The following is a 21,725-nucleotide window of genomic DNA, read 5'->3' on the forward strand; positions in this document are numbered from 1 at the left end:
GGTCAAACCCCCAGGAGTTCCATCACTTCCGCAGGCGGACGCAAGTCCGGCGCCGCAGCGACGACCCGGTCGACCACGATGCCGACCAACGCGAGCGCGACTCGAGTGGCGGTCTCCTGGTCGAGATCGTCTCCATAGGCCATATAGTCGTCGGCAGAGTAGCCGACCAGCAGACTCTCCAGGTCGATCACCCCCTGCTTCTCCTTGGCCCTGGCATAGTGGAACAGGGCGTCCCCGGAGCGCTGCCGGAAAATCTGCCTCAACTCGGAGAAGTGACCGGGAACACTCTTTTTCAGCTCAGCGCCGCGGGATATGAACCAGGCACAGAGTGGATGACCTGCATTCCAAGGCCCTCGCTCCACACACAGATTTTCCTCATCTTCATGATACATGAAGCACAATGGAGGAAAATCCTCCATTATTTCGGCAACTACTGGCGAAGGCCCAGGAATGGCGACAACCGAGCCGTCCTTCCCGGCCTCCGCGGGAGCTCGCCAACGCATATTCAAGCGCTTTTGTGCCAGCGCGGCACCAATGAGGTCGAACGCACGAGGAAAATATCCCCATGGCCGATCGGAGAAGTGGAGTATTACCGGGCCCTGCCTCCGCTCAACGAAGTCTTTCGCTTGCTCGATGGTGTACTGGGCATCACCGATGGTCAGTACAGGCTCGACCCACCAGCCATTCTCGATTGAGCTTACCGCCGCCAGAATCGGGCCGAGATCTACACTTTCTTCGACATCCAACGGGTGCTGGTGCCTGGAGTATTCATCCAACTCAGCCGCCAACCACTCGGGAAGCCCCATCGGGATCGCCCTACGAAGGGCAAGAAGCAGCGAAGCCGGGATCACAAACGGAATATCCTCCAACTCGTCTCTTGCCAGCGAGAGATCCGGGCGCAGGTCATCCATCAGGCTGACATTTCCCACAAGGAACACTCGCCCAGACGGGGTCATCGAGCCGGAGAGACTTACCCGACTGATATCAATCGTATCATCAAGATATTCATTTTCATCAAAATCATCGTGGAGAAACTCGTTCCGCCGCTTGACAGGAAGCGTTACCCCGTTATGTCCCCACCATCTCACACTGGACACGTTGACCGAGATCCCGAACCCGTCATAATCTCCTTCGAACTCGATAGAAATATCAAGACCCGCGAGCACCCTAGCATCCATCTCAGTGAAGTCGGATTCATGTCGGTCCGTGAGTTGCCGAAGAATTGCCGCTTGCTTTTCTTCTTCATCACGCGGCAGTCTTTTTTCGATTCCCAAAGCCTCTCGGGCTTGATTCACCGCTTCTATGCATTTACACTTGAGGCGCACACGAGACAGATCTGCACTCACTTCGACCCCAACCGAAGTCGCAGCCAGCGCATCACGAACGATCGAAGACAAGCGCGATCGCTTGACTGGCGACAGGAGGTCGAGAAGCCCAACTTGTTCCGACGTCTCAAGCGATGCCATAATGGCCACCAGTTGACCTTGAATCCTCGGCTCTGGCGACCGACTTGAAATGTCCAACGGAATCGCATCGACACGGATTCGACCCAGATGCCTCGCCGTGAACTCGGAATTTTCCTTCTTGCCCAATCTTTTGTGGGTAAAAACAGCGCCATCGAGGATCGGCTTGGTGAGGTCGACCCCGAAATGCTCCTTGCCATTCAAGAAAAGAGTACACTCGTTTGTAAAATGAAAGAATTCCGCATAGCGCAAGAGAACCTGCGGGGGCACGTAGTGCCTGGCCGCATTTATTCGGACAGCAACAGTGGTCCCACAGTCCTCGCGAAAATCAAGCGGTACCATACCCGGACCCGCCGGTATAGGATCCGACCCCTGATCATCCTGACGGAGCGTGGCGAAGTCTTCCCGCCGGTCCACCGACAGGCGCAACGCCGTGCCGGGCTCTCCGACACCCTGATATTTCCGCGTACTTACTTCGATGCGGTCCCCCAGCATGAAGCACGACATTATGCCGATACCGAATCGGCTGATCGCACTGAACCGCGAACGCGAACGGCCGAGCGTGCGCAATTCTCGGTTCAAGTCTTCGGAGTTGTAATAGGACCTCCCGACCTGCAAGAAGTACTCGCGGATGGTTTGCAAGTCCATGCCAATACCGTCGTCGTCGATCCGGAACCAAATCGACCCTTGATCTTCCCAGCAGGATATCGCCACCGTCCCGCGGCGGCGACCGATATCCAAAATATTACGCAGCCGCACGGCATCGATGGCGTTCTGAAGAAGTTCCCGTACGAAAACATTCGGGTTTCCGTACAGTTTGGTGCCACCCAGAAGCTGCAGGACATCGTCACGAACCAGCTCGAACCTCAACTCTTCGTAGGTATATTCCAATCCGCTCAATTTCGCCAGGTCGATAGCGCTTGGCAACGGCAGTCTTTGCCACTTCTCACCCCATTTAGTGCGGAGCCGTTGACAGCGACGGAACTCCTCTTGGATCCCGTCGAGCGTTGCGCGGAGATCGTACTCGACAACGGACCGCAACGTGATCGCCTCGACCTCGACGAGGTAGTCGGTGCTCCGCCTCTTCGGGATCAGCTCCAGCCGTAGGACGTAACGCCGCCATTCGACATCGTCCGAAGTCTGCCGAGGCACGCTACGCCGCTCGATACCCAATCGCCGGTAGATGTCGTGCGCGGGCCGGACATCGCACAACTCGAGCCGGGTCGCGAGCCTCAGCAACCCGGAACACAAAGCAATGTCGAGACCGGGGATGCCGGCGGGCGAGGAGGATTTATCTCGCGGGCAAGCCTGTTCGGCACACAGAACACCGAGCGCCTCTCGCATCGGCAACCCGTCCCACTCGAGCAACTCCGGCGGCAATTGCCTGGTATACGCGGCCAATCGCCGCGTTCGGTCCCAACGGCAGTAGTCTTCCATGACAGGCTTGGGAACCCTGCCGTCGTCCCACTCGAGCCGGGCCACCGATCCGTCAGCCTTGTCAAGGAACCGTCGAACCTGGCTTGGCGAGACGTCGACCGGCAAGCCGGGCACCCGGCCAAGATCGTGAAAGAAGGCGCCCACCACCAGAATCCCGCTTTCGTGAGCATTCAGCTTTCGCACATCCGAGCCAAGCAACTGCCCGAGCCGACGTACCACCGAAACTGAATGTTCACTGCCGTGCAAAGTATACGATGCCGCAGTCTCGTATTCGATATCCAGTATGGATACTGCTTGGTCGACAAGTTCCTTGACAGCTAATACCATCGACGGAGATCCAGTACGCGCCAACTGCTCGAAGAGCGGCTGGGAAGACAACGATTTCCACACATTTCCCAACGGGAGAAGAACCGCAGTATTGACGTTTTGACGATTGACCGGCCGAGCGCCGACCTGGCCGACTCGAAGACCACGTAGCACCTCACACCATTCGTCAACGGTTTCTGTATCGATTGCACAGGAAAGCAGAAACCCCCGCAGGCTTTTCTCAGTCGGGAGGGACCGGCCAGCAGTGACAATGTTCATCACTGTCGTCTTGCCGATCTCGACGTCAACCGGAAGCGATGCCGACTTGGTGGCAATATTCTGGTAGCTCATCCCTGAACGTATCCAAATGTCTTTCATTGCGGCAGCCAAGTCGGTTTGCCCATTGATGTCGCCCGGTATCGGATGCGGATGCCCAGCCATCGGTGAACCATATACCACCACTTGCGAACACGGTTGCCTCCCCGAGGCCGGCCACATAAATCGGCTCATCCGGTCGGATATTTTCGGCCGTCGGGTTTCCGCCACCCGGACCAGCCTCGGGTCGCACACACCGGAGCGAACGCTCTGACCACGCCAAGTGCTCAAACGCCCCTCGCGGCGACCATAACACCGCCAAAAGGCGAGTCTTATTCACATTTCTGGTGACCCTGCGCGCATGGGAACGGTGAATCCTTGACGCACTGCTTAACTTGCCGGTAACTATCTCAACGGCTGCGCAGCTTTCCTTCCTCCCCTCGTGAAACCGCAGGTAGGTGGATACAGATGAAAGCTCTTCACTTCTCCCGGCTCGCCGCGCTGATCGCGGCCGCGGTGCTCCCGATCGCCCTCGCCGCTCCGGCGTCGGCGGCCACCAGCGTCACCTTCGACTGCCAGGCCGACGCCCCCATCGTCGGGCCGCAGAAGGTGGCGCTGAACCAGGACGCGGACGTCACCGCGCCCGCCACGGTCGCGCCCGGCGGTGCGTTCGACGTGGTCATCGATCCCGCGCCGAACACCGTGCCGAGCACCGTGAGCGGGAACAAGGTCAAGAACATCAACACCTTCGCGCTCAAGATCCCGATCCCGGCCAACTCGTCGTACGTCGGCGCGGACCTGACGGGCGGCTCCGGCCTCGGCTCGACGCCGCCGGCCCTCTCCGTCGCGAACGGCGTCGCCACGCTGAGCTTCCCCGGCCCGATCGCCGGGGGCGCCACGTTCGAACTGCCCACCGTCACCGCGCACCTGACCGCGGGCCAGTCGGGCACGATCCAGACGAAGCTGGGCGGCACCAGCTACAGCGACCCGGGCCTGACGTTCAAGGCGGTGGCGAGCACGATCATCGGCGACCTCACCGCACCGACGGCCTGCTTCCCCAACCCGAGCCCGGTCTTCACCACGACGACCATCGGCTGAGCGGCGGCACCCTACGGGCGGGATTTCGCCCGTAGGGTGATCGCATGGGGAACTTCGAACTCGCCCAGGTCAACATCAGCCGGATGAAGGCACCGCTCGACGACGAGTCCTTCCGCGACTTCGTCGGCGCGCTGGAGCCGGTCAACGCGGTCGCCGACCACGCGCCCGGCTTCGTGTGGCGGCTGCAGACCGAAGACGGCGACGCGACGTCGATCCGCGCCTTCGAGTGGGACGTGCGCGGCACGTCCGGGATCCTGGTCAACATGTCCGTGTGGACGTCGGTGGAAGCACTGGCCGACTTCGTGTTCTCCGGCGAGCACCTGGCGATCCTCAAGCGCCGCCGCGAGTGGTTCCACCGCGTTCAGGACGTGATGACCGCGCTCTGGTGGGTGCCCGCGGGCCACCGGCCCACCACCGCGGAGGCCGAGGCGAAGATCAAGCACCTGCGGGTCTACGGCCCGACGCCCGAAGCGTTCACCCTGCAGCAGCACTTCTCCCCGGCCGCCGCCGCACACGCGGGTGACCCCGATTGGCTGTGCCCCGCGTAACACCGGCCGCGCGCGGCGGATGTGCAAAGGTGTCGGGCATGGCTGACGAACTGGTGCACTACGACGTGGTGGGCGGCACCGCCACGATCACCCTGGACTCCCCGCACAACCGCAACGCGCTGTCGGCGCAGCTGCGCCGCGAGCTCTCGGACTCGCTGGCCGCGGCGGCCGCCGACGACGCCGTGCGGGTGATCGTGCTGACCCACACCGGGCCGGTGTTCTGCGCGGGGATGGACCTCAAGGAGGCCCGCGGCGCGGGCGCGGGCGAGCAGGGCGTGAACGAGTTCCCCCGCATTCTCGAGCAGCTGTGGACCAGCCCCAAGCCGGTGGTCGCCCGCCTGGCCGGCCCCGCCCGCGCCGGCGGCATCGGCATGGTGGCGGCCTGCGACATCGCCGTGGCGGTGCCGGAAGCGACGTTCGCCTTCTCCGAGGTCCGCATCGGCGTGGTCCCGGCGATCATCTCCCTGACGGTCCTGCCGCGCCTCAACCCCAGGGCGGCCCACGAGCTGTTCTTGACCGGCGACACGTTCGACGCCCGCCGCGCGGTCGAGATCGGCCTGCTGAACTCGGCGTCCGACGACCTCGACGGCGAGGTCACACGGTACGTCAAGGCACTGGCGGCGGGCGGCCCGAAGGCGCTGGCGGAGACGAAGGCGCTGCTGAGCCGTCCCCGCCCGGCCACGCCCTCGGACGGCTTCGACGAGATGCTCGGGCTGTCGGCGAAGTTCTTCGCCGGCGAGGAAGGCCAGGAGGGCATCCTGGCCTTCGCCCAGAAGCGCAAGCCGAACTGGGTGCCGCAGGACTGAAGCCACCGGCGTGGCGGCTCAGGCGTCCGGCAGCACGACCGTGAGCCGCCACGAACCGGCACTGCGGCCGCTCGGGCCGAGTGCTCGCTGCGCGTCCGAAAGCACGCTGCGGATGGCCAGGTACGTCTTGGGTTCGGCCTTGCGCAACGCGTCCGAGCCCGGCCAGATCAGCACGTGCTCCCCCGGCGGCAGCCACGACAGGTCGGTCAGGCAGTCGTAGAGCGCGTCGAGGTTGTGCCCGAAGTAGTCCGGAAAGGACAGTGCTTCGGCGAAGGCGGTCAGCGTGCTGGCCTTGTCGACGGTCGGCCGGGAGTTCACCAGGTGCGGGTACGCGCCGCGGGCGAACGCCGCTTCCGCGGCGGCCTTCACCTGCTCGTCGGCGGCGCTCATCGGGCCGGGTCCACGACGACGAACGACGCGTAGTGGTCGCCGGTGTAGTACAGCTCGTGCGCCTGCCCGGTGATCAGCCGCCGGGCGCCGCGGTCGGCGCTGCCCGGCGTCTTCACCGTGTACTCGTGGTAGTAACCGGATTTCTTACCAGGCAAGCGCTTCTCGCGGTTCTCGAACACGACGTCGTCGTTGCGCGGGTAGGGGTACGGGCCGCCCGCCTCGATCAGCTTCCACGTGTCCGAGGCCTGCGGCGGCAGCGTGGAAAGCGCCTTCACCGGCAGCCCGGAGTCCGCGCCCGGCACGGCGGCGCCGCCCTTGGCGGGTGCGGTGGACGAGCTCGCCGACGTACTCGGGGCGGCCGACGGCGAGCCGCCGCCGAGGTTGTCCTTGACCAGCCAGCCCCCCAGCACCAGCACGAGGAGCCCGATCAGCGCGGCGGTGATCCGCCTTCGGTTGAACATGGTGCGCGAGCCTATGCCGACCCGTCGGAGTCGTTGTCACGCCCCGGAGTCAACCGGCGGGCGAACAGCCCGACGACCTTGTCGAGCACCCAGGCGGCGGCCAGGCACAGCGGCACGACGACCACCATGACCAGCACGAACTGCACCGGGAACCAGGCCTGAGCGAGCCACAGCTCGACCCCGTCCCACCAGTCGGCAAGCCCGTTGAACACAGTGTGAGCCTACGCGCGCTCTGCTGCCGAGGTGCTTCTGGGGCGGTACGTTGCAGGGCATGTTCGCCGTGTACGCGCAGGAACCCAACGCCGACAGCCCGCTGGACTCGCTCGTCGTGGGCGAGCGCCCCGAACCCGAAGTGCCCGACGGCTGGGTCCGCGTGCGCGTCAAGGCGGCCAGCCTCAACATGCACGACCTCTGGACCCTGCGCGGGGTGGGGATCAAGCCGGAGCAGTTCCCGATGATCCTCGGCTGCGACGGCGCGGGCATCCTCGACGACGGCTCCGAGGTCGTCATCCACTCGGTGATCAACGCCCCGGGCTGGCAGGGCGACGACACCCTCGACCCGAAGCGCACGCTGCTCACCGAGAAGCACCAGGGCACCTTCGCCGACCAGGTCGTCGTGCCTGCCCGCAACGTCGTCCCGAAGCCCGAAGCGCTCAGCTTCGCCGAAGCCGCCACCATGGGCACGGCCTGGCTCACCGCCTACCGAATGCTCTTCGTGAAGTCCGGGCTGCGGCCGGGGCAGACGATGCTCGTGCAGGGTGCCTCCGGCGGCGTCTCGACGGCGCTGGTCCAGCTCGGCCGCGCGGCCGGGTTCCGGGTCTGGGTCACCGGCCGCACCGAGGAGAAGCGCGCCCTCGCCACCAGCCTCGGGGCGCACCAGGCGTTCGAATCGGGCGCGCGGCTGCCCGAGCGCGTCGACGCCGTGTTCGAGACCGTCGGCAAGGCGACCTGGTCGCACTCGGTCAAATCGCTCAAGCCGGGCGGGATCATCGTGGTCTCAGGGTCGACCAGCGGCCCGGACGCGCACGCGGAGCTGCAGCGCGTCTTCTTCCTCCAGCTGCGCGTCGCCGGCTCGACCATGGGCACCCGCGACGAGCTCACGGACCTGCTCGCCTACCTGGACCTGACCGGCGTCCGGCCGCAGATCGGCGCGGAACTTACATTTCCGGAGGCACAAAAGGGCTTCCAGGCGATGCTCGACGGGGACACCGCCGGCAAGATCGTTTTCACCCACTAAACCCGCCGTGAGCTGGGCGGACCCTTTGATCCGCCCAACCCGGCATCTCGTGAATCTTTCACGTGTTCAGTTCGAGACCTGGTCGTTAGCACCGAAATTCCACCAAAACCCCACCCCGGCCAGGTAATCTTGGAGCATGACCGCAACGAAGCGGCCCGCGCCGGCCGTCCCGGGCGGCCGGCCCAGTGACGAGGACCCGATCCGGGTCTCCTTCCGGCGCTACGCCGGTGTCCGCACCCGCGTGCTCGAGGTCGGCGACACCGTCCCCGAGCCGGAGGTTCCGCGGCGCGCACTGCGCCGCAGGTCTGCCACACCGCACGTCCGGTCCACCGCACCGCGGCTGGTGCTGCTGCACGGCTACTGCGACAGCGCCGACACCTGGCGCCCCGCCCTGAAGCAGCTCGCGGCCGCCGGGATCCCGGCGGTCGCGGTCGATCTGCCCGGGTTCGGCGACGCCCAGCCGCTGCGGCCGGGCCCGATGCTGCCGCAGCTCGACGCGTTCACCACCGCCGTCGTCCGCGAACAGGCCGTGCTCGGCTCGGTCGTGCTGGCCGGGAACTCCCTCGGCGGCACCATGAGCCTGCGCGCGGCGCAGAACAGCCGCCTGCCGATCTCGGGTGTGGTGTCCATCGCCGCGCCGGGCTTCGTCGATTCGTGGCTGATCCGCGCGGTGGCGCGCTACCCGCTGCCGCTGCGGCTGTACTCGTCCCTGCCCGTCCCGGTACCGGGGTTCCTGGTGCGGAAGGTCGCCGAGCAGCTCGTCCCGCGGCTGCTGTACGCCGACTCGGGCGCGGCCGACGCGACCCAGGTGCAGCGCTTCACCGCGCTCTTCCCGGACTACCGCGCGACCAAGAGCCGGCTGGAAGAGGCCCGGCAGCTCGTCGCGGAACTCGCCGACGCCTACCGCCTCGATTCGGTCGAGGTCCCGCTGCTGGTCGTCGCGTGCGGCAAGGACAAGCTCGTCACCGCCGCGTCCGGGCGGCAGCTGCACACGCTGGTGCCGCACAGCAGGCTGCTGGTCCGCGAGGACTGGGGGCACTGCCCGCAGCTGGACGACCCGGTGGAGGTCGCGGAGCTGCTCACCTACTTCGCGGCGAGCGCGGTCCGGACCACCCAGGCGAAGCGGGCGGCCGCGATGGCGCCGGAAGCCGTCAGCGAGGACACCGCGGCGGGCTGACGCGCTCAGGCTGTCGGCGCGCCGGGTTGGCGGTAGGTTCCCGCGAGGGTCCGTGATCCGGGCCATCCACCGACCGTTCGGGAGGCGACGATGTCCGCTCCAGGAGGCTTGGGCTCGAGCTCCGGCATCTTCCGGCGCAAGCCGATCGACCAGATCCAGGACCCGGCCGAAAGCGGCGGCCTGCAACGCACCTTGGGGCTGTGGCAGCTGACCGCCATCGGCATCGGCGGCATCATCGGCGCCGGGATCTTCGCCCTCGCCGGCAGCGTCGCGCACGGCGACGACGCGGCGGGCATCCCGGGCGTCGGCCCGGCCGTGCTGATCTCGTTCCTGATCGCCGGGGTCGCCAGCGCCGCGGCGGCGTTCTCCTACGCGGAGTTCGCCGGCTTGATCCCGAAGGCCGGTTCGGCCTACACCTACGGCTACGCGGTGCTCGGCGAGATCGTCGGCTGGTTCATCGGCTGGGACCTGCTGCTGGAGTACACCGCGATCGTGGCGGTGGTGGCGATCGGCATCTCGGGCTACTTCAGCTTCCTGCTCGGCCAGCTCGGCCTCGACCTGCCCGCGTGGATGCTGGGCGCGCCCGGCACCGGGCCGGGCCACAAGGTGGACCTCTTCGCCGCGCTGCTGTGCCTGCTGATCGCGTACCTGCTCAACCGCGGCATCCGCAGCGCTGCCCGGTTCGAGACGGCGATGGTCGGGATCAAGGTGCTGATCGTGCTGGTGGTCATCCTGGTCGGCTTCTTCTACGTCAAGACCGGCAATTACACGCCGTTCGCCCCGGCCGGCTTCGGCGGCGCGGTGACCGGCGCGGCGACCGTGTTCTTCGCGGTCTTCGGCTACGACGCCATGAGCACCGCGGCGGAGGAATCGAAGGACGCCCAGCGGCACATGCCGAAGGCGATCCTGTACTCGCTGGCCATCTCCATGGTGCTGTACGTGCTGGCCTGCCTGGTGCTGACCGGCATGCAGAAGTACACCGAGATCGATCCGAAGAGCGGGTTCTCGACGGCGTTCAAGTCGGTCGGTCTCTCCGGCCTGGCCACGGTGATCGCGATCGGTGCCATCATCGGCATCCTGACGGTGCTGTTCACGTTCCTGATGGGCGCCACCCGCGTCGGCTACTCGATGAGCCGTGACGGCCTGCTGCCGCCGTGGTTCGGCAAGACCGACCCGAAGCGCCAGGTGCCCAGCCGGATGACGTGGATCCTCGGCGGCGCGTCCGCGATCATCGCCGGGGTGCTGCCGATCGGCGAGGCGGCCGAGCTGACGAACATCGGCATCCTGCTGGCGTTCGTCGTCGTCTGCGTCGCGGTGATCGTGCTGCGCTACAAGCAGCCGGACCTGCCCCGGACGTTCAAGACACCGGGCATGCCGGTGGTGCCGGCGATCGGCGTCGTGTTCTCGCTGTGGCTGATCACGTTCCTGCAGCCGGCGACCTGGATCCGGTTCGGTGTCTGGTTCGTGATCGGCCTGGTCGTCTACTTCCTCTACGGCCGGCGGCACTCGCTGCTGAACCGCACGAGCAGCTAGCGGATCCGGTCGAGGCGCGCGGTCGCGTCGCGCGCCTCGACCTTCAGCCGCTCGATGATCACGGCGGCCGAGGCGTCGTAGGCGAGCGGGTAGGTCTGGCCCGCCCACAGCGAGATCGCTTCCGGGTCCCCGGCCTTCGCCGACGCCTTGCGTACCGGCCCGGCCAGGTGGTTGAGCTGCGGATACGCGGCCGGCGCCCCTTCGGAGAGGGCGTCCATGAACTTGTTGACCAGGCCCCGCGCCGGACGCCCGCTGAAGGCCCGGGTGAACGCCGTCTCGCGTTCGGCGAGGGCGAGCGCCTTGCGGTGCGCCTCCGACGTCCCGGCTTCGTCCGCACGCAGGAAGACCGTGCCGAGCTGGGCGGCGACGGCCCCGGCGGCGAGCACGGCGGCGACGTCGGCCCCGTGCACCAGCCCGCCCGCGGCGATCAGCGGCAAGTCCACGCGGGCGGCGACGAGCCGGAGGAGGGCCAGAACGCCGTATTCCGCGCCGCCGCCGGGCAGGCGCGGGTCGTCGGTGAACAGGCTCCGGTGGCCGCCCGCTTCGAAGCCCTGCAGGACGAGCGCGTCGGCGCCCAGATCGGCGGCCCGGCGGGCGGCCTCCGGGGTGGTCACGGTGACGACGACCTTCGCGCCGGCGTCGTGGAGCCGGAGGACGTCCGACGGCGAGGGCGGCCCGAAGGTGAACGACACCACGGGGATCCGCTTCTCGAGCACGATGTCCAGCTTCGCCGGGTACGCGTCGTCGTCCCACTTCGGCTCGCCGAGCTCGACGTCGTACTCGCGCGCGAACGCTTCCAGCCGGGCTCGGTGGCCGGAGACGTCGGCGCCGGTGTCCGGTTGCGGGACGAACAGGTTGACGCCGAACGGCCGCCCGGTGAGCTCGGCGGTGCGGTCGATCTGTGCGGCCAGCGCGGCGGGGGTGAGCATGCCGGCGGAGAGGAAGCCGAAGCCACCGGCCTCGGACACCGCGGCGACCAGCTCCGGGGTGGTGGGACCGCCGGCCATCGGCGCGGCGACGACCGGGAACGTCAGCTCGTCGAACATGCCACCGAGCGTAGTACTCAGGCGGGCAGCCACCGTCGCCATCGCGTCCTCCTGGTCTCGCGACCATATTAGGTGACATGTCACGCAACTGTCAGGGGTGGTCCTCCGGCCGCGGCAGGGTGCCGTGCTCGACCAGCGTGTCGTAGACCCGGTCGAGCAGGGTCGTCAGCTGTGCCAGCTCACCGGGCTCGAGCGCGTCCAGGAACGCCTGCCGCACGAACCCGACGTGGTCCGGCGCCGCCTGCCGCAACGATTCCCGGCCGGCTTCGGATAGCACCACCTCGGTGACCCGGCGATCGTCGGCGGCCGTCCCGGTCTCGACGAGCCCGCGGTCCCGCATCCGCTTCAGGTGATGCGACAGCCTGCTGCGCTCCCAGCCGATGCGGATCGCGAGGTCGGTGACCCGCATCCGGCCACCGGAGGCGCTCGTCAGGGCGACCAGGACGTGGTAGTCGGCGAGCGAGATCCCGCTGTCGGCGCGCAATTGCCGGTTCAGTTCGTACTCCAGCCGGAGGTGCACCTTCATGTAGGCGTACCAGGCGGCCGTCTCGGTGTCCGAGAGCAGCGCGAACGGCGACCCCGGCGCGAAATCCCGCGTCACGCCGCGAGCTTAACCACCCAGTTTGGTCTAGACCATCGGCGCCGGAAGTGCAACGATCCGGGCAGGTGCGACGGCGAGGTCGCGCCCTTCCCGCCAGGAGGTCCCCCGGTGCAGAGTCCCTTGGTGCGACGCCTCGGCCGCGCCCTCGCCGTACTGGCCCTGGTCGGCGCCGGTACGACCGCCGCACAGCTCACGCCGGCCGCCGCGGCCACGCCGGCGTTGCAGTCGATCGTGCCGGTGCCGGTCTCGGTGACCCCGGCGGCCGGGGTCGCGTTCCCGCTGGTCTCGACGACGAAGATCGTCACCGAAGCCGGTTCGGCGCCGGCCCGGCAGGTCGGCGACTACCTGGCCGGGGTGCTGCGGCCGTCGACCGGCTTCGCGCTGCCGGTGTCCGACGCGCCCGCGTCGGTCCCCTCCGACAGCATCGCGCTGGTGCTCAGCGGCGCCCCCGCGACCGTCGGCGCCCAGGGCTACCAGCTGGTGTCGACGGCGTCGTCGGTCACCGTGCGGGCCACCACCGCGGACGGGCTCTTCGCGGGCGTCCAGACGTTGCGGCAGCTGTTGCCGGGCCGCGTGGAAAGCCCGACGGCCCAGCAGGGCCCGTGGAGCATCCCGGGGGCGACGATCGTGGACTCCCCGCGCTTCGGCTACCGCGGCGCGATGCTCGACGTCGCCCGCCACTTCCACCCGGTGCCGACGGTCAAGCGGTACCTCGACCAGCTGGCGCAGTACAAGATCAACAGCCTGCACCTGCACCTGGCGGACGACCAGGGCTGGCGCATCCAGATCGACAGCTGGCCCCGCCTGACGACCTACGGCGGCAGCACCCAGGTCGGCGGCGGCGCGGGTGGCTACTACACGAAGGCGCAGTACACGGACATCGTGAACTACGCCGCTTCGCGCCACATCACGATCATCCCGGAGATCGACATGCCGGGACACGTGAACGCGGCCCTGGCGTCGTACGCCGAGCTGAACTGCAACGGAGTGGCCCCGGCCCTGCGCACGGACACGGCGGTCGGCTACAGCTCGTTGTGCATCTCGAAGGACATCACGTACACGTTCATCGCGGACGTCCTGCGCGAGCTGGCGGCCCTGACCCCGGGCCCGTCCATCCACATCGGCGGCGACGAAGCGTCGTCGACGTCGGCGGCCGACTACCTGACGTTCGCCAGCAAAGTCCTGCCCCTGGTGGCGGCCACGGGCAAAACGGTGGTGGGCTGGCACGACATCGCCAAGGCGGCGTTGCCGGCTTCGGCGTCCCCGCAGTTCTGGGGGACTTCCACGTCCGACGCGGGGGTGTCGACGGCGGTTTCCCGCGGTAGCAAGGTGATCCTGTCGCCGGCGAACAAGGCGTACCTGGACATGAAGTACAACAGCTCGACGCCCATCGGGTTGTCGTGGGCGGGCTACATCGAGGTCCAGGACGCGTACGGCTGGAACCCGGGAGCGTACCTGTCGGGCGTGGGCGAATCGGCGGTCCGTGGCGTGGAGTCTCCACTGTGGACGGAAACGGTGGTGACGCCGTCGGACATCGACTACCTGGCGTTCCCCCGGTTGGCCGCGCACGCGGAGCTGGGCTGGTCACCGTGGTCGACGCACGACTGGACGGCGTTCCGGACCCGGCTGGGTGCCCAGGCGCCCCGCTGGGTGGCGCAGGGCATCAACTTCTACCGGTCGTCGCAGATCGCCTGGGACACGGGCGGGACGACGAACCCCGGGACGTGCACAGACCCGGCGTGGACCGCGGCGCAGGTGTACACGGGCGGAAACGTGGTGTCCCACAACGGCCACAAGTGGACGGCGAAGTGGTGGACGCAGGGCGAGGAGCCGGGAACGACGGGCCAGTGGGGAGTGTGGACCGACAACGGCGCTTGCTGAGCGCCTCTATCCCGGGGCGGCCCGGCACGAACCGGTTCCGGCGCCCGCCCCGGGCGTGGCACAGTCGACCGGTGAGCAAACCACCCGCACGACCGGCCGGCGAAGCGACCACCGAGCCGGCCGGCCTTCGCGGCGAGCGCCTGGGCAAGGTGCTCACCACGCGGGCCATCGTGTTCGCCGGGCTGATCGTCGTCGTGGTCGCGGTCGGCACGCTCTGGCTGTTGCTGGCGCTCTTCGGCGCCGGCACCCCGGCAGACCAGGCGCAGCTGGAAGTCTTCCGCGCGACCGGGAACGTGGTCCTCGGCGCGGGCGGCGCCGTCGCGCTCGTGCTGGCCGCGCGACGGCAGCGCTTGGGCGAGCTCGAACTCCGCCGGAAGGAGCAGGAGCTCGCCCAGCGGGAACACGCCCAAAAGCACGTCGAGCAGGTGGCCTCGGACAACGCCGCGCACCAGCGGCGGCTGGCCGAGGACGCGCGGGTCGACGCGGCGGAACGGCGGATCACCGAGCTCTACACCAAGGCCGCGGACCAGCTGGGCGCCGAGAAGACACCGATCCGGCTGGCCGGTCTCTACGCGCTGGAGCGGCTGGCGCAGAACACGCCGGACCAGCGGCAGACGATCGTCAACCTCCTCTGCGCCTACCTCCGGCTGCCGTACGCGCTGCCCACCGGGCCCCGGCTGCCACGCTGGTCGTCGTTGCGCGCCCCCGGTTCGGGTGACGACGCGGCGGACAGCACCGACGGGCACGCGAGCGACCAGGAGCTCGAGGTGCGCGCAACGGCCCAGCGCATCCTGGCCGGCCACCTCTACCCCGGCGACTCTCCCGGCGTGCCGCGTCCGGAGTTCTGGCCCGGAATCACCCTCAACCTGACGGGCGCTCTCCTGTGCCACTTCGACTTCCGCGGTTGCCGGGTCGGCAACGCCCGGTTCGGCGGCGCGCGGTTCGCCGGCTGGACCCGCTTCGAGGACGTCGAATTCACCGGCTACGCCATCTTCGGCGGCAGCGAGTTCCACCGATCCGCGAACTTCAAGCGGGCCCGCTTCCACGGCTCGGCGCTGTTCCGGGGAGCGGTCTTCCACAACGGCGCCACGTTCGACGAAGCCGTGTTTCGCGACGAGGCCTTGTTCGGCGGCGTGCGCACGATCGACGGCGTACCCCATCCGGACGGCGCCGAGTTCGGCGGCACCGTCTCCTTCGCCGCCGCGACCTTCGAACGGAACGTCGTCCTCGAACACGTCCGGGTGGCGGATGAGGCCGCCGGCCACGTCTGGCCTCCCGCCGATCAGCCCTCGGCCTGACCGCCGGCGCGCTACCCTGCGGCCATGCCGTGCCCGATCTGCGCCAAGCACCGCGGTGAAGGTCCCCTGGTGGGGCCGGTCGTCTGGGCCGATGAGCTCGTCGTCGTCAGTCATCGGCCCGGTGACTTTCCCGGCTACCTCTTCGTCGAGACCCGGCGGCATGTGGCGCACCTCGACGGGCTCACCGAAGCCGAGGCGCTGGGTGTCGCGCGGGCCGCCTGGGTGGCAGCTCGCGCCCTGCAGGCCGAGCTCGAGCCCGAGTCCGTGCACTCGGCCATCGCCGGGCGGGGCATTGCCCACTTTCACCAGCACGTCTTCGTGCGACACCTCGGCACGCCCGCCAAGGTCGGCTGGATGGACGTCGACTGGCCCGGGGCGCCTCGCGCGGACGTCGATCTCCTGTGCGGACGGTTATCGGCGCACTTCGTGCGGTGAATTCCGGACGGGCGGCCCGTGCGGCGGGTTAGGTTGGGGCATGAGCGCAGATCTGGAGCAGGTTCGCACGCTGTCGCTGCAGGAGCACGGCCTCGCCACCGTCGCCACGACGCGGGCGGACGGCACCGTGCACGCCTCCGTCGTCAACGTCGGTGTCCTCGACGATCCGGTGACCGGTGCCCCGGGTGTGGCCTACGTCGCCGTCGGCAAAGCGCACAAGCTCCTCCTGCTGCGACGGGCCGGGCACGCCACCGTCACCTTCCGGCGCGGCTGGAACTGGCTCTCCGTCACCGGTGCCACCCACCTCATCGGGCCCGACGATCCCGACCCCGCGTTCGACCCCGCCGGCCTGCCGCAGCTGCTGCGTGACGTCTTCATCGCCGCCACCGGCACCCACGACGACTGGGCCGAGTACGACCGCGTCATGGCCGAAGAGCGGCGGGTCGCGGTGTTCATCCGGGCAGACCGGATAATCGGCAATCCCTGACCCTTTCCGGCCCCAGGAGTCGTCCCGTTGTCCGAGTCCCCGCCCCGCGTGACCACGCCGGTCAAGGTCCTCGTCGGCTTGCTCGTCGTCGCCGACGCCGGGTTCGGCGCGGCGCTCGCCACCGGGCTGGTGCGCGGCCTCTCGCCGTGGCTGATCGGTGGTGCGTACGCGGCGACCGTGCTCGCCGCCGTCCTGGCCTACCGCGTCTCCCGGGCCCGCGACCTCAAGCGCGGCTTCGAGGGCCTGCGCGACCTCACCATCGGCGACGAGGGCATCCGCCTGCCGGCGGGCACGCTCAGCACCCGTCTGGTCCCCTGGCCGGAGATCGCGGAGGTGACCGTGCGGCGTTCGGCCCGCTTCGGCGACGGCTACCTGCGCGACGCCCTCTGGGTCGACTTGGTCACCGGCGGCGGCGTCGAGAGTTCGGTGCAGCGCTACGCGCCGCGAAGCAAGTTGCGGCCGGCACCGCCCGAGCGAAGACAGTTCGAGCAGACGGCGATCCTCACCCCGGCCCTGTTCGACGCCGTGCTCGACCGGCTCCGGAAGGAACTGCGCCACCGGCAGCTGCACGCCCAGCTCCGCGGCGCCCCTCGGCTCCGGCGCCACTGACCGGGCTCAGCCGAGCCGGCCCAGCAACTCGCGGGGCACGATCCGCACCGGGAACGGCCGTTCGAGCTCGAGCTCTTCGTCGCCCGCCGCCTTGGCGACCTGCTGGTAGTGGCCCTCCGCGTCCAGCTCGAACACGGTCAGCGCGGGCTCCTCCGGGTCGATCACCCAGTAGCTGCCGGTTCCGAGCCGCTCGTAGACCGCCTTCTTGAGGTTCAAGTCGTAGATCGCCGTGCTGGGCGACAGAACTTCGACGGCCAGCACCGGTGGCGCCGGGAGATCCTTGTCCGTGAAGTCCTCGTCCCGGCCGACCAGGACGTCCGGCTGTAGCTCGATCTTGTCACCCGAGTGCACAGCGAACGGCGCGCCGACCACCTCGAAATCGGGCGGGCACGCAGCTTCCAGCACGCCATAGAGCCGGTATGCGATTTTCTGGTGTCTGAGTCCCGGCGCGGGGCTCACGATGAGCACCCCGTCGATGAGTTCGTAGCGTCGGCCATCGAACGGGATCCCCTCGATGTCGCGCACCGTCAGGGGGCCCGAATCGGCGGGATGCTCGATGTCTGCCATGGCCGTCATGGTGCTCTCCTTTCGCTCTTCGCACCAGAGGAAACCAGAGAGCACCGACGGAAACCACATCGAACACGGGTTCGGCGCCCATATCCACGCGGAAGCGTGAATATGGGCGCCACTGTCACACCATAAAAACAGTCACATCAATGGAACAGCTTACTTCTTGTTCTTCCCGGAGTCCTCAGTGGACAGTGCGGCGACGAAAGCCTCCTGCGGGACCTCGACCCGGCCGACGGTCTTCATCCGCTTCTTGCCTTCCTTCTGCTTCTCCAGCAGTTTCCGCTTCCGCGAGATGTCACCGCCGTAGCACTTGGCGAGCACGTCCTTGCGGATGGCGCGGATCGTTTCGCGGGCGATGATCCGGGCGCCGATGGCGGCCTGGATGGGCACCTCGAAGTTCTGCCGCGGGATCAGCTCGCGAAGCCGGTTCACCATGCGGTTGCCGTAGTTGTAGGCGTCGTCCTTGTGCACGATCGCCGAGAACGCGTCCACGCCCTCGCCCTGCAGCAGGATGTCCACCTTGACCAGGTCCGCCGCCTGCGTACCGGCCTCTTCGTAGTCCAGCGACGCGTAGCCGCGCGTACGCGACTTCAGCGTGTCGAAGAAGTCGAAGATGATCTCGCCCAGCGGCATGTTGTAGCGCAGCTCGACCCGGTCCTCGGACAGGTAGTCCATGCCGAGCAGCTGACCGCGCTTGTTCTGGCACAGCTCCATGATCGTGCCGATGAATTCGGACGGCGCCAGGATGCTGACCTTGCTGACCGGCTCGAGCACCTTGTCGATCTTGCTCCCGGTCGGCCAGTCCGACGGGTTGGTGACGTGGATTTCCTTGCCGTCGTCCAGCACCACGTCGTAGACCACGTTCGGCGCCGTCGAGATCAGGTCGAGGCCGAATTCGCGCTCGAGCCGGTCGCGCGTGATCTCCAGGTGCAGCAGGCCGAGGAAGCCGCAGCGGAAGCCGAAGCCCAGGGCCACCGACGTCTCGGGCTCGTAGTCGAGCGCGGCGTCGTTCAGCTGGAGCTTGTCCAGCGCCTCGCGCAGCTCGGGGTAGTCCGACCCGTCCACCGGATACAGGCCCGAGTAGACCATCGGCTTCGGCTCGCGGTAGCCCGCCAGCGCTTCCTTGGCGCCGTGGCGCTCCGACGTCACGGTGTCGCCGACCTTGGACTGCCGGACGTCCTTCACGCCGGTGATCAGGTAGCCGACCTCCCCGACGCCGAGGCCCTTGCTGGCCTTGGGCTCCGGCGAGATGATGCCGACTTCCAGCAGCTCGTGGGTGGCGCCGGTGGACATCATCTTGATGCGCTCGCGCGGGGTGATCTTGCCGTCGACCACGCGGATGTAGGTGACGACGCCGCGGTAGGTGTCGTAGACCGAGTCGAAGATCATCGCGCGGGCGGGCGCGTCGGCGTCGCCCTGCGGCGCCGGGACCTGCTTCACGACGGCGTCGAGCAGCTCGCCGACGCCCATGCCGGTCTTGGCCGAGACCCGCAGGACCTCCTCGGGCTCGCAGCCGATGATGTGGGCGAGCTCACCCGCGTACTTGTCGGGGTCGGCCGAAGGCAGGTCGATCTTGTTGAGCACCGGGATGATCTGGAGGTTGTTCTCGAGCGCGAGGTACAGGTTGGCCAGCGTCTGCGCCTCGATGCCCTGCGCGGCGTCGACCAGCAGGACGGCGCCTTCGCACGCCTCCAGGGCCCGGGAGACCTCGTAGGTGAAGTCGACGTGGCCGGGGGTGTCGATCATGTGCAGGACGTGGTCCTGCCCCTCGACCTGCCAGGGCAGCCGGACGTTCTGCGCCTTGATCGTGATGCCGCGCTCGCGTTCGATGTCCATCCGGTCGAGGTACTGAGCGCGCATGGCCCGCTCTTCCACGACGCCGGTGAGCTGCAGCATGCGGTCGGCCAGGGTGGACTTGCCGTGGTCGATGTGCGCGATGATGCAGAAGTTCCGGATGAGCTCCGGAGGCGTGAAGGTGGTGTCGGCGAACTTGTTGAGCGCTGTCACTCGAATGAGTCCTCGGAAAGTCGGGGATGGCCACCTGTATGGTCCCATGGCCCTCCGGGTGCGGGTGGGGGTCATCCCCGATGCGGGGTTTCCCGATCCGTGGTGCCCTCGAAGTATGAGTACTCCGCACCAGCCGGCGCCCCCTCCCCCGCCGGAGACCAGCGGCTTCGCCCGCGTCCTCGACCGGACGTTCGGTCACCCCTCCGGCGCGCTCGGCCGCCTCGGCGGCTGGGTCATGGCCCGTGGCAACGCCGCCACCGAACACCGCGTCGTCGACCTGGCGAAGATCGAGCCCGGCGAGACCGTCCTGGTCGTCGGCCCCGGCCCCGGCGTCGGCCTGGACGCCGCCGCGCGCCTGGCCGGGCGCGCCGTCGGCGTCGACCCCTCCCTGGAAATGCTCACGTTGTGTCACGAGCGCTGCGGCGACCGGGCCGAGCTGCGCGAGGGGTCGGCGGCGCACACCGGCGAGCCCGGCGAGTCCGTCGACGTGGTCCTGAGCGTGAACAACGTCATGCTGTGGGAAGACCGCGCGGCTGGGTTCGAGGAGCTGTTCCGGGTGCTGCGCCCCGGTGGCCGGCTGCTGCTGTCCGCGCACGAGAAGTGGCTGCCCGTGAGCAGGCACGTCCTGGCCGACGAAGCCGCCGCCGCGGGCTTCGCCGACCTGCAGACCTGGACCTGGGAGCCGCCGGGGTTCGCCGCGCTCGCCGCGCAGCTGCGCGCCGTCAAGCCCGTCTAGCGGGTGTCCGTGCGGATCGGGTGGCCCTCGGGCACCTCGACCAGCACGATGCGCGTGCCGTCCGGATCGGCGATCCAGGCCTCGTCGAGGCCCCACGGCATCCGCTGGGCGTCCTGCACCGGCTCCAGGCCCTTCGCCTTGAGGTCGGCCAAGGTGCCGGCGAGGTCCCGGACCTGCAGCCAGAGCACCAGATCGGGCGACGAGCCCGTCTCACCCGCCCCGGAGACCTCCAGGGAGCCGTGGCCGAGGAAGAACACGGTGCCACCCGGGAATTCCCGCTCCACGGCCAGGCCGAGGGTGTCGCGGTAGAACGCCGTGGACGCGGCGACGTCCCGCGGGCGGATCAGCAGCCGGCTCTTCAGGATCTCCATCCGACCATCCCTACCGGACGGGCTCAGGCGGCCGCAATCGCGGCGACGCCGGACAGCACGATCACCGACCCGGCCAGCCGCCGCCCGGCGTCACGCTCGCCCAGGACCAGCCACGCGGCGAGCCCGCCGAACACGATGCTCAGCTCCCGGGCGGGCGCGACCAGGCTGACCGGCGCCATGGTGAGGGCGAACAGCACGAGGATGTAGGCGATCGGCGACAGGACCGCGACGAGCACGACCTCGCGGCGCTGTTCGCGCCAGATCCGCGTCACTTCGGCGCGATCGGCCAGGGCGCCGGGCACGAGCAGCACGCTCTGCAGGACCGAGCCGAGGCCGAAGTAGACGACCGGGGGCACGCCGAGGCCGGTCACCGAGTGCGCGTCCCAGAGCGTGTAGCCGGCGATGACGGCCCCGGTCAGCAGGCCGTGGAGGATCCCGGCTTTCACCGCGCCGGGGTCGCCCGCCGTGCGGCCGGTGCTGATCACCAGCACCCCGGCGACGACCAGGAACGCACCGAGCAGGCCGAGCGGACCGGGCCGCTCGCCGAGCACCAGGACGGCGGCCAGCACCGACAGCAACGGCCCGGTGCCGCGCGCGACGGGGTAGACGACGGAGAGATCCCCGACGCGGTACCCGTGCTGCAGCACGACGCCGTAGCCGATGTGCAGGACGGCGGTGACCGCGGCGGCGAGCAGCCAGCTCCACTGTGGACGGTGGTGGCCGACGACGAGCAGCACGACCGTGACCGGAAGCAGCAGGATGGCGCCGGCCGTGTAGTAGAGCCAGACGAACTGGGTGCCACCGGAGGAGATGCGCTTGGCCACCAGGTTCCAGGCGGCGTGCATGACGGCGGCGGCGAGGACAAGGGACAAGGCGGTGGCGTTCAGGGGACCCCTTCGGGTGTTCGCGCGCG

At 68.4% G+C, this 21,725-nt stretch carries 22 protein-coding genes; 12 read left to right on the forward strand and 10 right to left on the reverse strand.

The features are described from left to right. Positions 1-2: 2 nt before the first annotated feature. Positions 3-3,647, reverse strand: a complete 3,645-nt coding sequence (locus tag ISP_RS34180) for an HD domain-containing protein (RefSeq protein ID WP_230468492.1) — start codon at positions 3,645-3,647, stop codon at positions 3-5. Between the two features lie 342 nt (positions 3,648-3,989). Here ISP_RS34180 and ISP_RS34185 point away from each other — a divergent pair, with 342 nt between their 5' ends. The 3 genes from ISP_RS34185 to ISP_RS34195 are packed head-to-tail and all read left to right on the forward strand — an operon-like array spanning position 3,990 to position 5,973. Further along, entirely contained in the window at positions 3,990-4,619 is a 630-nt protein-coding gene (locus tag ISP_RS34185; RefSeq protein WP_013228439.1) for a cyclase, read from the forward strand. 44 nt (positions 4,620-4,663) lie between these two features. After that, a complete protein-coding gene (locus ISP_RS34190; protein WP_013228440.1) occupies positions 4,664-5,167 on the forward strand; it encodes a DUF3291 domain-containing protein in 504 nt (167 codons plus the stop codon). A gap of 38 nt (positions 5,168-5,205) precedes the next feature. Next, entirely contained in the window at positions 5,206-5,973 is a 768-nt protein-coding gene (locus ISP_RS34195) for an enoyl-CoA hydratase family protein (RefSeq protein ID WP_013228441.1), read from the forward strand. Between the two features lie 18 nt (positions 5,974-5,991). Here ISP_RS34195 and ISP_RS34200 read toward each other — a convergent pair whose 3' ends face one another. The 3 genes from ISP_RS34200 to ISP_RS34210 are packed head-to-tail and all read right to left on the reverse strand — an operon-like array spanning position 5,992 to position 7,036. After that, positions 5,992-6,363 (reverse strand): barstar family protein, encoded by a 372-nt coding sequence (locus ISP_RS34200; protein ID WP_013228442.1) that lies wholly within the window; start codon positions 6,361-6,363, stop codon positions 5,992-5,994. Next, positions 6,360-6,824 carry a guanyl-specific ribonuclease gene (locus ISP_RS34205; RefSeq protein ID WP_013228443.1) on the reverse strand — a complete coding sequence of 155 codons (465 nt, stop codon included), beginning with the start codon at positions 6,822-6,824 and terminating at the stop codon, positions 6,360-6,362. The genes ISP_RS34200 and ISP_RS34205 overlap by 4 nt, the downstream gene beginning before the upstream one ends. Before the next feature lie 11 nt (positions 6,825-6,835). After that, the gene (locus ISP_RS34210; RefSeq protein ID WP_013228444.1) at positions 6,836-7,036 is read right to left on the reverse strand and encodes a hypothetical protein; all 201 of its coding nucleotides are present in this window, start codon (positions 7,034-7,036) and stop codon (positions 6,836-6,838) included. A gap of 59 nt (positions 7,037-7,095) precedes the next feature. On the opposite strand from ISP_RS34210, the gene ISP_RS34215 reads away from it, so the two are divergent. The 3 genes from ISP_RS34215 to ISP_RS34225 all read left to right on the forward strand — a co-directional run bounded on the left by ISP_RS34215 (position 7,096) and on the right by ISP_RS34225 (position 10,771). After that, positions 7,096-8,061: a quinone oxidoreductase family protein gene (locus ISP_RS34215; protein WP_013228445.1), complete on the forward strand. Its 966-nt coding sequence runs from the start codon at positions 7,096-7,098 to the stop codon at positions 8,059-8,061. Positions 8,062-8,197: 136 nt separating this feature from the next. Beyond that, the gene (locus tag ISP_RS34220) at positions 8,198-9,238 is read left to right on the forward strand and encodes an alpha/beta hydrolase (RefSeq protein WP_013228446.1); all 1,041 of its coding nucleotides are present in this window, start codon (positions 8,198-8,200) and stop codon (positions 9,236-9,238) included. Between the two features lie 90 nt (positions 9,239-9,328). Continuing rightward, positions 9,329-10,771 (forward strand): amino acid permease, encoded by a 1,443-nt coding sequence (locus ISP_RS34225; protein WP_200876237.1) that lies wholly within the window; start codon positions 9,329-9,331, stop codon positions 10,769-10,771. On the opposite strand, the gene ISP_RS34230 is transcribed toward ISP_RS34225, so the two are convergent. Both ISP_RS34230 and ISP_RS34235 read right to left on the reverse strand, forming a co-directional pair. Further along, complete coding sequence (locus ISP_RS34230; RefSeq protein ID WP_013228448.1) at positions 10,768-11,817, reverse strand: NAD(P)H-dependent flavin oxidoreductase; 1,050 nt, start codon at positions 11,815-11,817, stop codon at positions 10,768-10,770. The two genes, ISP_RS34225 and ISP_RS34230, sit on opposite strands and share 4 nt — an antisense overlap. A gap of 91 nt (positions 11,818-11,908) precedes the next feature. Further along, entirely contained in the window at positions 11,909-12,418 is a 510-nt protein-coding gene (locus ISP_RS34235; RefSeq protein WP_013228449.1) for a MarR family winged helix-turn-helix transcriptional regulator, read from the reverse strand. Between the two features lie 120 nt (positions 12,419-12,538). Here ISP_RS34235 and ISP_RS34240 point away from each other — a divergent pair, with 120 nt between their 5' ends. From ISP_RS34240 to ISP_RS34260, 5 genes are all read left to right on the forward strand, one after another. After that, entirely contained in the window at positions 12,539-14,299 is a 1,761-nt protein-coding gene (locus ISP_RS34240; RefSeq protein WP_013228450.1) for a family 20 glycosylhydrolase, read from the forward strand. Between the two features lie 71 nt (positions 14,300-14,370). After that, positions 14,371-15,597, forward strand: coding sequence for a pentapeptide repeat-containing protein (locus tag ISP_RS34245; protein WP_013228451.1), 1,227 nt, complete (start codon positions 14,371-14,373; stop codon positions 15,595-15,597). Between the two features lie 24 nt (positions 15,598-15,621). Beyond that, positions 15,622-16,032 carry an HIT family protein gene (locus tag ISP_RS34250; protein WP_230468493.1) on the forward strand — a complete coding sequence of 137 codons (411 nt, stop codon included), beginning with the start codon at positions 15,622-15,624 and terminating at the stop codon, positions 16,030-16,032. Positions 16,033-16,072: 40 nt separating this feature from the next. Continuing rightward, entirely contained in the window at positions 16,073-16,519 is a 447-nt protein-coding gene (locus ISP_RS34255) for a pyridoxamine 5'-phosphate oxidase family protein (RefSeq protein WP_013228453.1), read from the forward strand. Between the two features lie 27 nt (positions 16,520-16,546). After that, complete coding sequence (locus ISP_RS34260) at positions 16,547-17,128, forward strand: hypothetical protein (RefSeq protein ID WP_013228454.1); 582 nt, start codon at positions 16,547-16,549, stop codon at positions 17,126-17,128. A 6-nt stretch (positions 17,129-17,134) separates the two neighbouring features. Here the strand turns inward: ISP_RS34260 and ISP_RS34265 are convergent, their stop codons facing one another. Both ISP_RS34265 and lepA read right to left on the reverse strand, forming a co-directional pair. Continuing rightward, the gene (locus tag ISP_RS34265; protein WP_013228455.1) at positions 17,135-17,704 is read right to left on the reverse strand and encodes a Uma2 family endonuclease; all 570 of its coding nucleotides are present in this window, start codon (positions 17,702-17,704) and stop codon (positions 17,135-17,137) included. A gap of 150 nt (positions 17,705-17,854) precedes the next feature. Further along, positions 17,855-19,705, reverse strand: coding sequence for a translation elongation factor 4 (gene lepA / locus ISP_RS34270; protein WP_013228456.1), 1,851 nt, complete (start codon positions 19,703-19,705; stop codon positions 17,855-17,857). 115 nt (positions 19,706-19,820) lie between these two features. On the opposite strand from lepA, the gene ISP_RS34275 reads away from it, so the two are divergent. Beyond that, positions 19,821-20,441, forward strand: coding sequence for a class I SAM-dependent methyltransferase (locus ISP_RS34275; protein ID WP_013228457.1), 621 nt, complete (start codon positions 19,821-19,823; stop codon positions 20,439-20,441). On the opposite strand, the gene ISP_RS34280 is transcribed toward ISP_RS34275, so the two are convergent. Together ISP_RS34280 and ISP_RS34285 are read right to left on the reverse strand one after the other, a co-directional pair. Continuing rightward, positions 20,438-20,812, reverse strand: a complete 375-nt coding sequence (locus ISP_RS34280) for a VOC family protein (protein WP_013228458.1) — start codon at positions 20,810-20,812, stop codon at positions 20,438-20,440. The genes ISP_RS34275 and ISP_RS34280 overlap by 4 nt on opposite strands. A 23-nt stretch (positions 20,813-20,835) precedes the next feature. Continuing rightward, positions 20,836-21,699, reverse strand: a complete 864-nt coding sequence (locus ISP_RS34285; RefSeq protein WP_176742057.1) for an EamA family transporter — start codon at positions 21,697-21,699, stop codon at positions 20,836-20,838. Between the last annotated feature and the right edge of the window lie 26 nt (positions 21,700-21,725).

The sequence above is a fragment of the Amycolatopsis mediterranei genome (assembly GCF_026017845.1).
In the GTDB taxonomy this organism is placed as follows: Bacteria; Actinomycetota; Actinomycetes; order Mycobacteriales; family Pseudonocardiaceae; genus Amycolatopsis; species Amycolatopsis mediterranei.

Coding starts and splice junctions, on each gene's coding strand:
- ISP_RS34180 (WP_230468492.1), bottom strand. CDS start 3,647: ATGGCTGGGCATCCGCATCCGATACCGGGCGACATCAATGGGCAAACC.
- ISP_RS34185 (WP_013228439.1), top strand. CDS start 3,990: ATGAAAGCTCTTCACTTCTCCCGGCTCGCCGCGCTGATCGCGGCCGCG.
- ISP_RS34190 (WP_013228440.1), top strand. CDS start 4,664: ATGGGGAACTTCGAACTCGCCCAGGTCAACATCAGCCGGATGAAGGCA.
- ISP_RS34195 (WP_013228441.1), top strand. CDS start 5,206: ATGGCTGACGAACTGGTGCACTACGACGTGGTGGGCGGCACCGCCACG.
- ISP_RS34200 (WP_013228442.1), bottom strand. CDS start 6,363: ATGAGCGCCGCCGACGAGCAGGTGAAGGCCGCCGCGGAAGCGGCGTTC.
- ISP_RS34205 (WP_013228443.1), bottom strand. CDS start 6,824: ATGTTCAACCGAAGGCGGATCACCGCCGCGCTGATCGGGCTCCTCGTG.
- ISP_RS34215 (WP_013228445.1), top strand. CDS start 7,096: ATGTTCGCCGTGTACGCGCAGGAACCCAACGCCGACAGCCCGCTGGAC.
- ISP_RS34220 (WP_013228446.1), top strand. CDS start 8,198: ATGACCGCAACGAAGCGGCCCGCGCCGGCCGTCCCGGGCGGCCGGCCC.
- ISP_RS34225 (WP_200876237.1), top strand. CDS start 9,329: ATGTCCGCTCCAGGAGGCTTGGGCTCGAGCTCCGGCATCTTCCGGCGC.
- ISP_RS34230 (WP_013228448.1), bottom strand. CDS start 11,817: ATGTTCGACGAGCTGACGTTCCCGGTCGTCGCCGCGCCGATGGCCGGC.
- ISP_RS34250 (WP_230468493.1), top strand. CDS start 15,622: ATGCCGTGCCCGATCTGCGCCAAGCACCGCGGTGAAGGTCCCCTGGTG.
- ISP_RS34255 (WP_013228453.1), top strand. CDS start 16,073: ATGAGCGCAGATCTGGAGCAGGTTCGCACGCTGTCGCTGCAGGAGCAC.
- ISP_RS34265 (WP_013228455.1), bottom strand. CDS start 17,704: ATGACGGCCATGGCAGACATCGAGCATCCCGCCGATTCGGGCCCCCTG.
- ISP_RS34275 (WP_013228457.1), top strand. CDS start 19,821: ATGAGTACTCCGCACCAGCCGGCGCCCCCTCCCCCGCCGGAGACCAGC.
- ISP_RS34280 (WP_013228458.1), bottom strand. CDS start 20,812: ATGGAGATCCTGAAGAGCCGGCTGCTGATCCGCCCGCGGGACGTCGCC.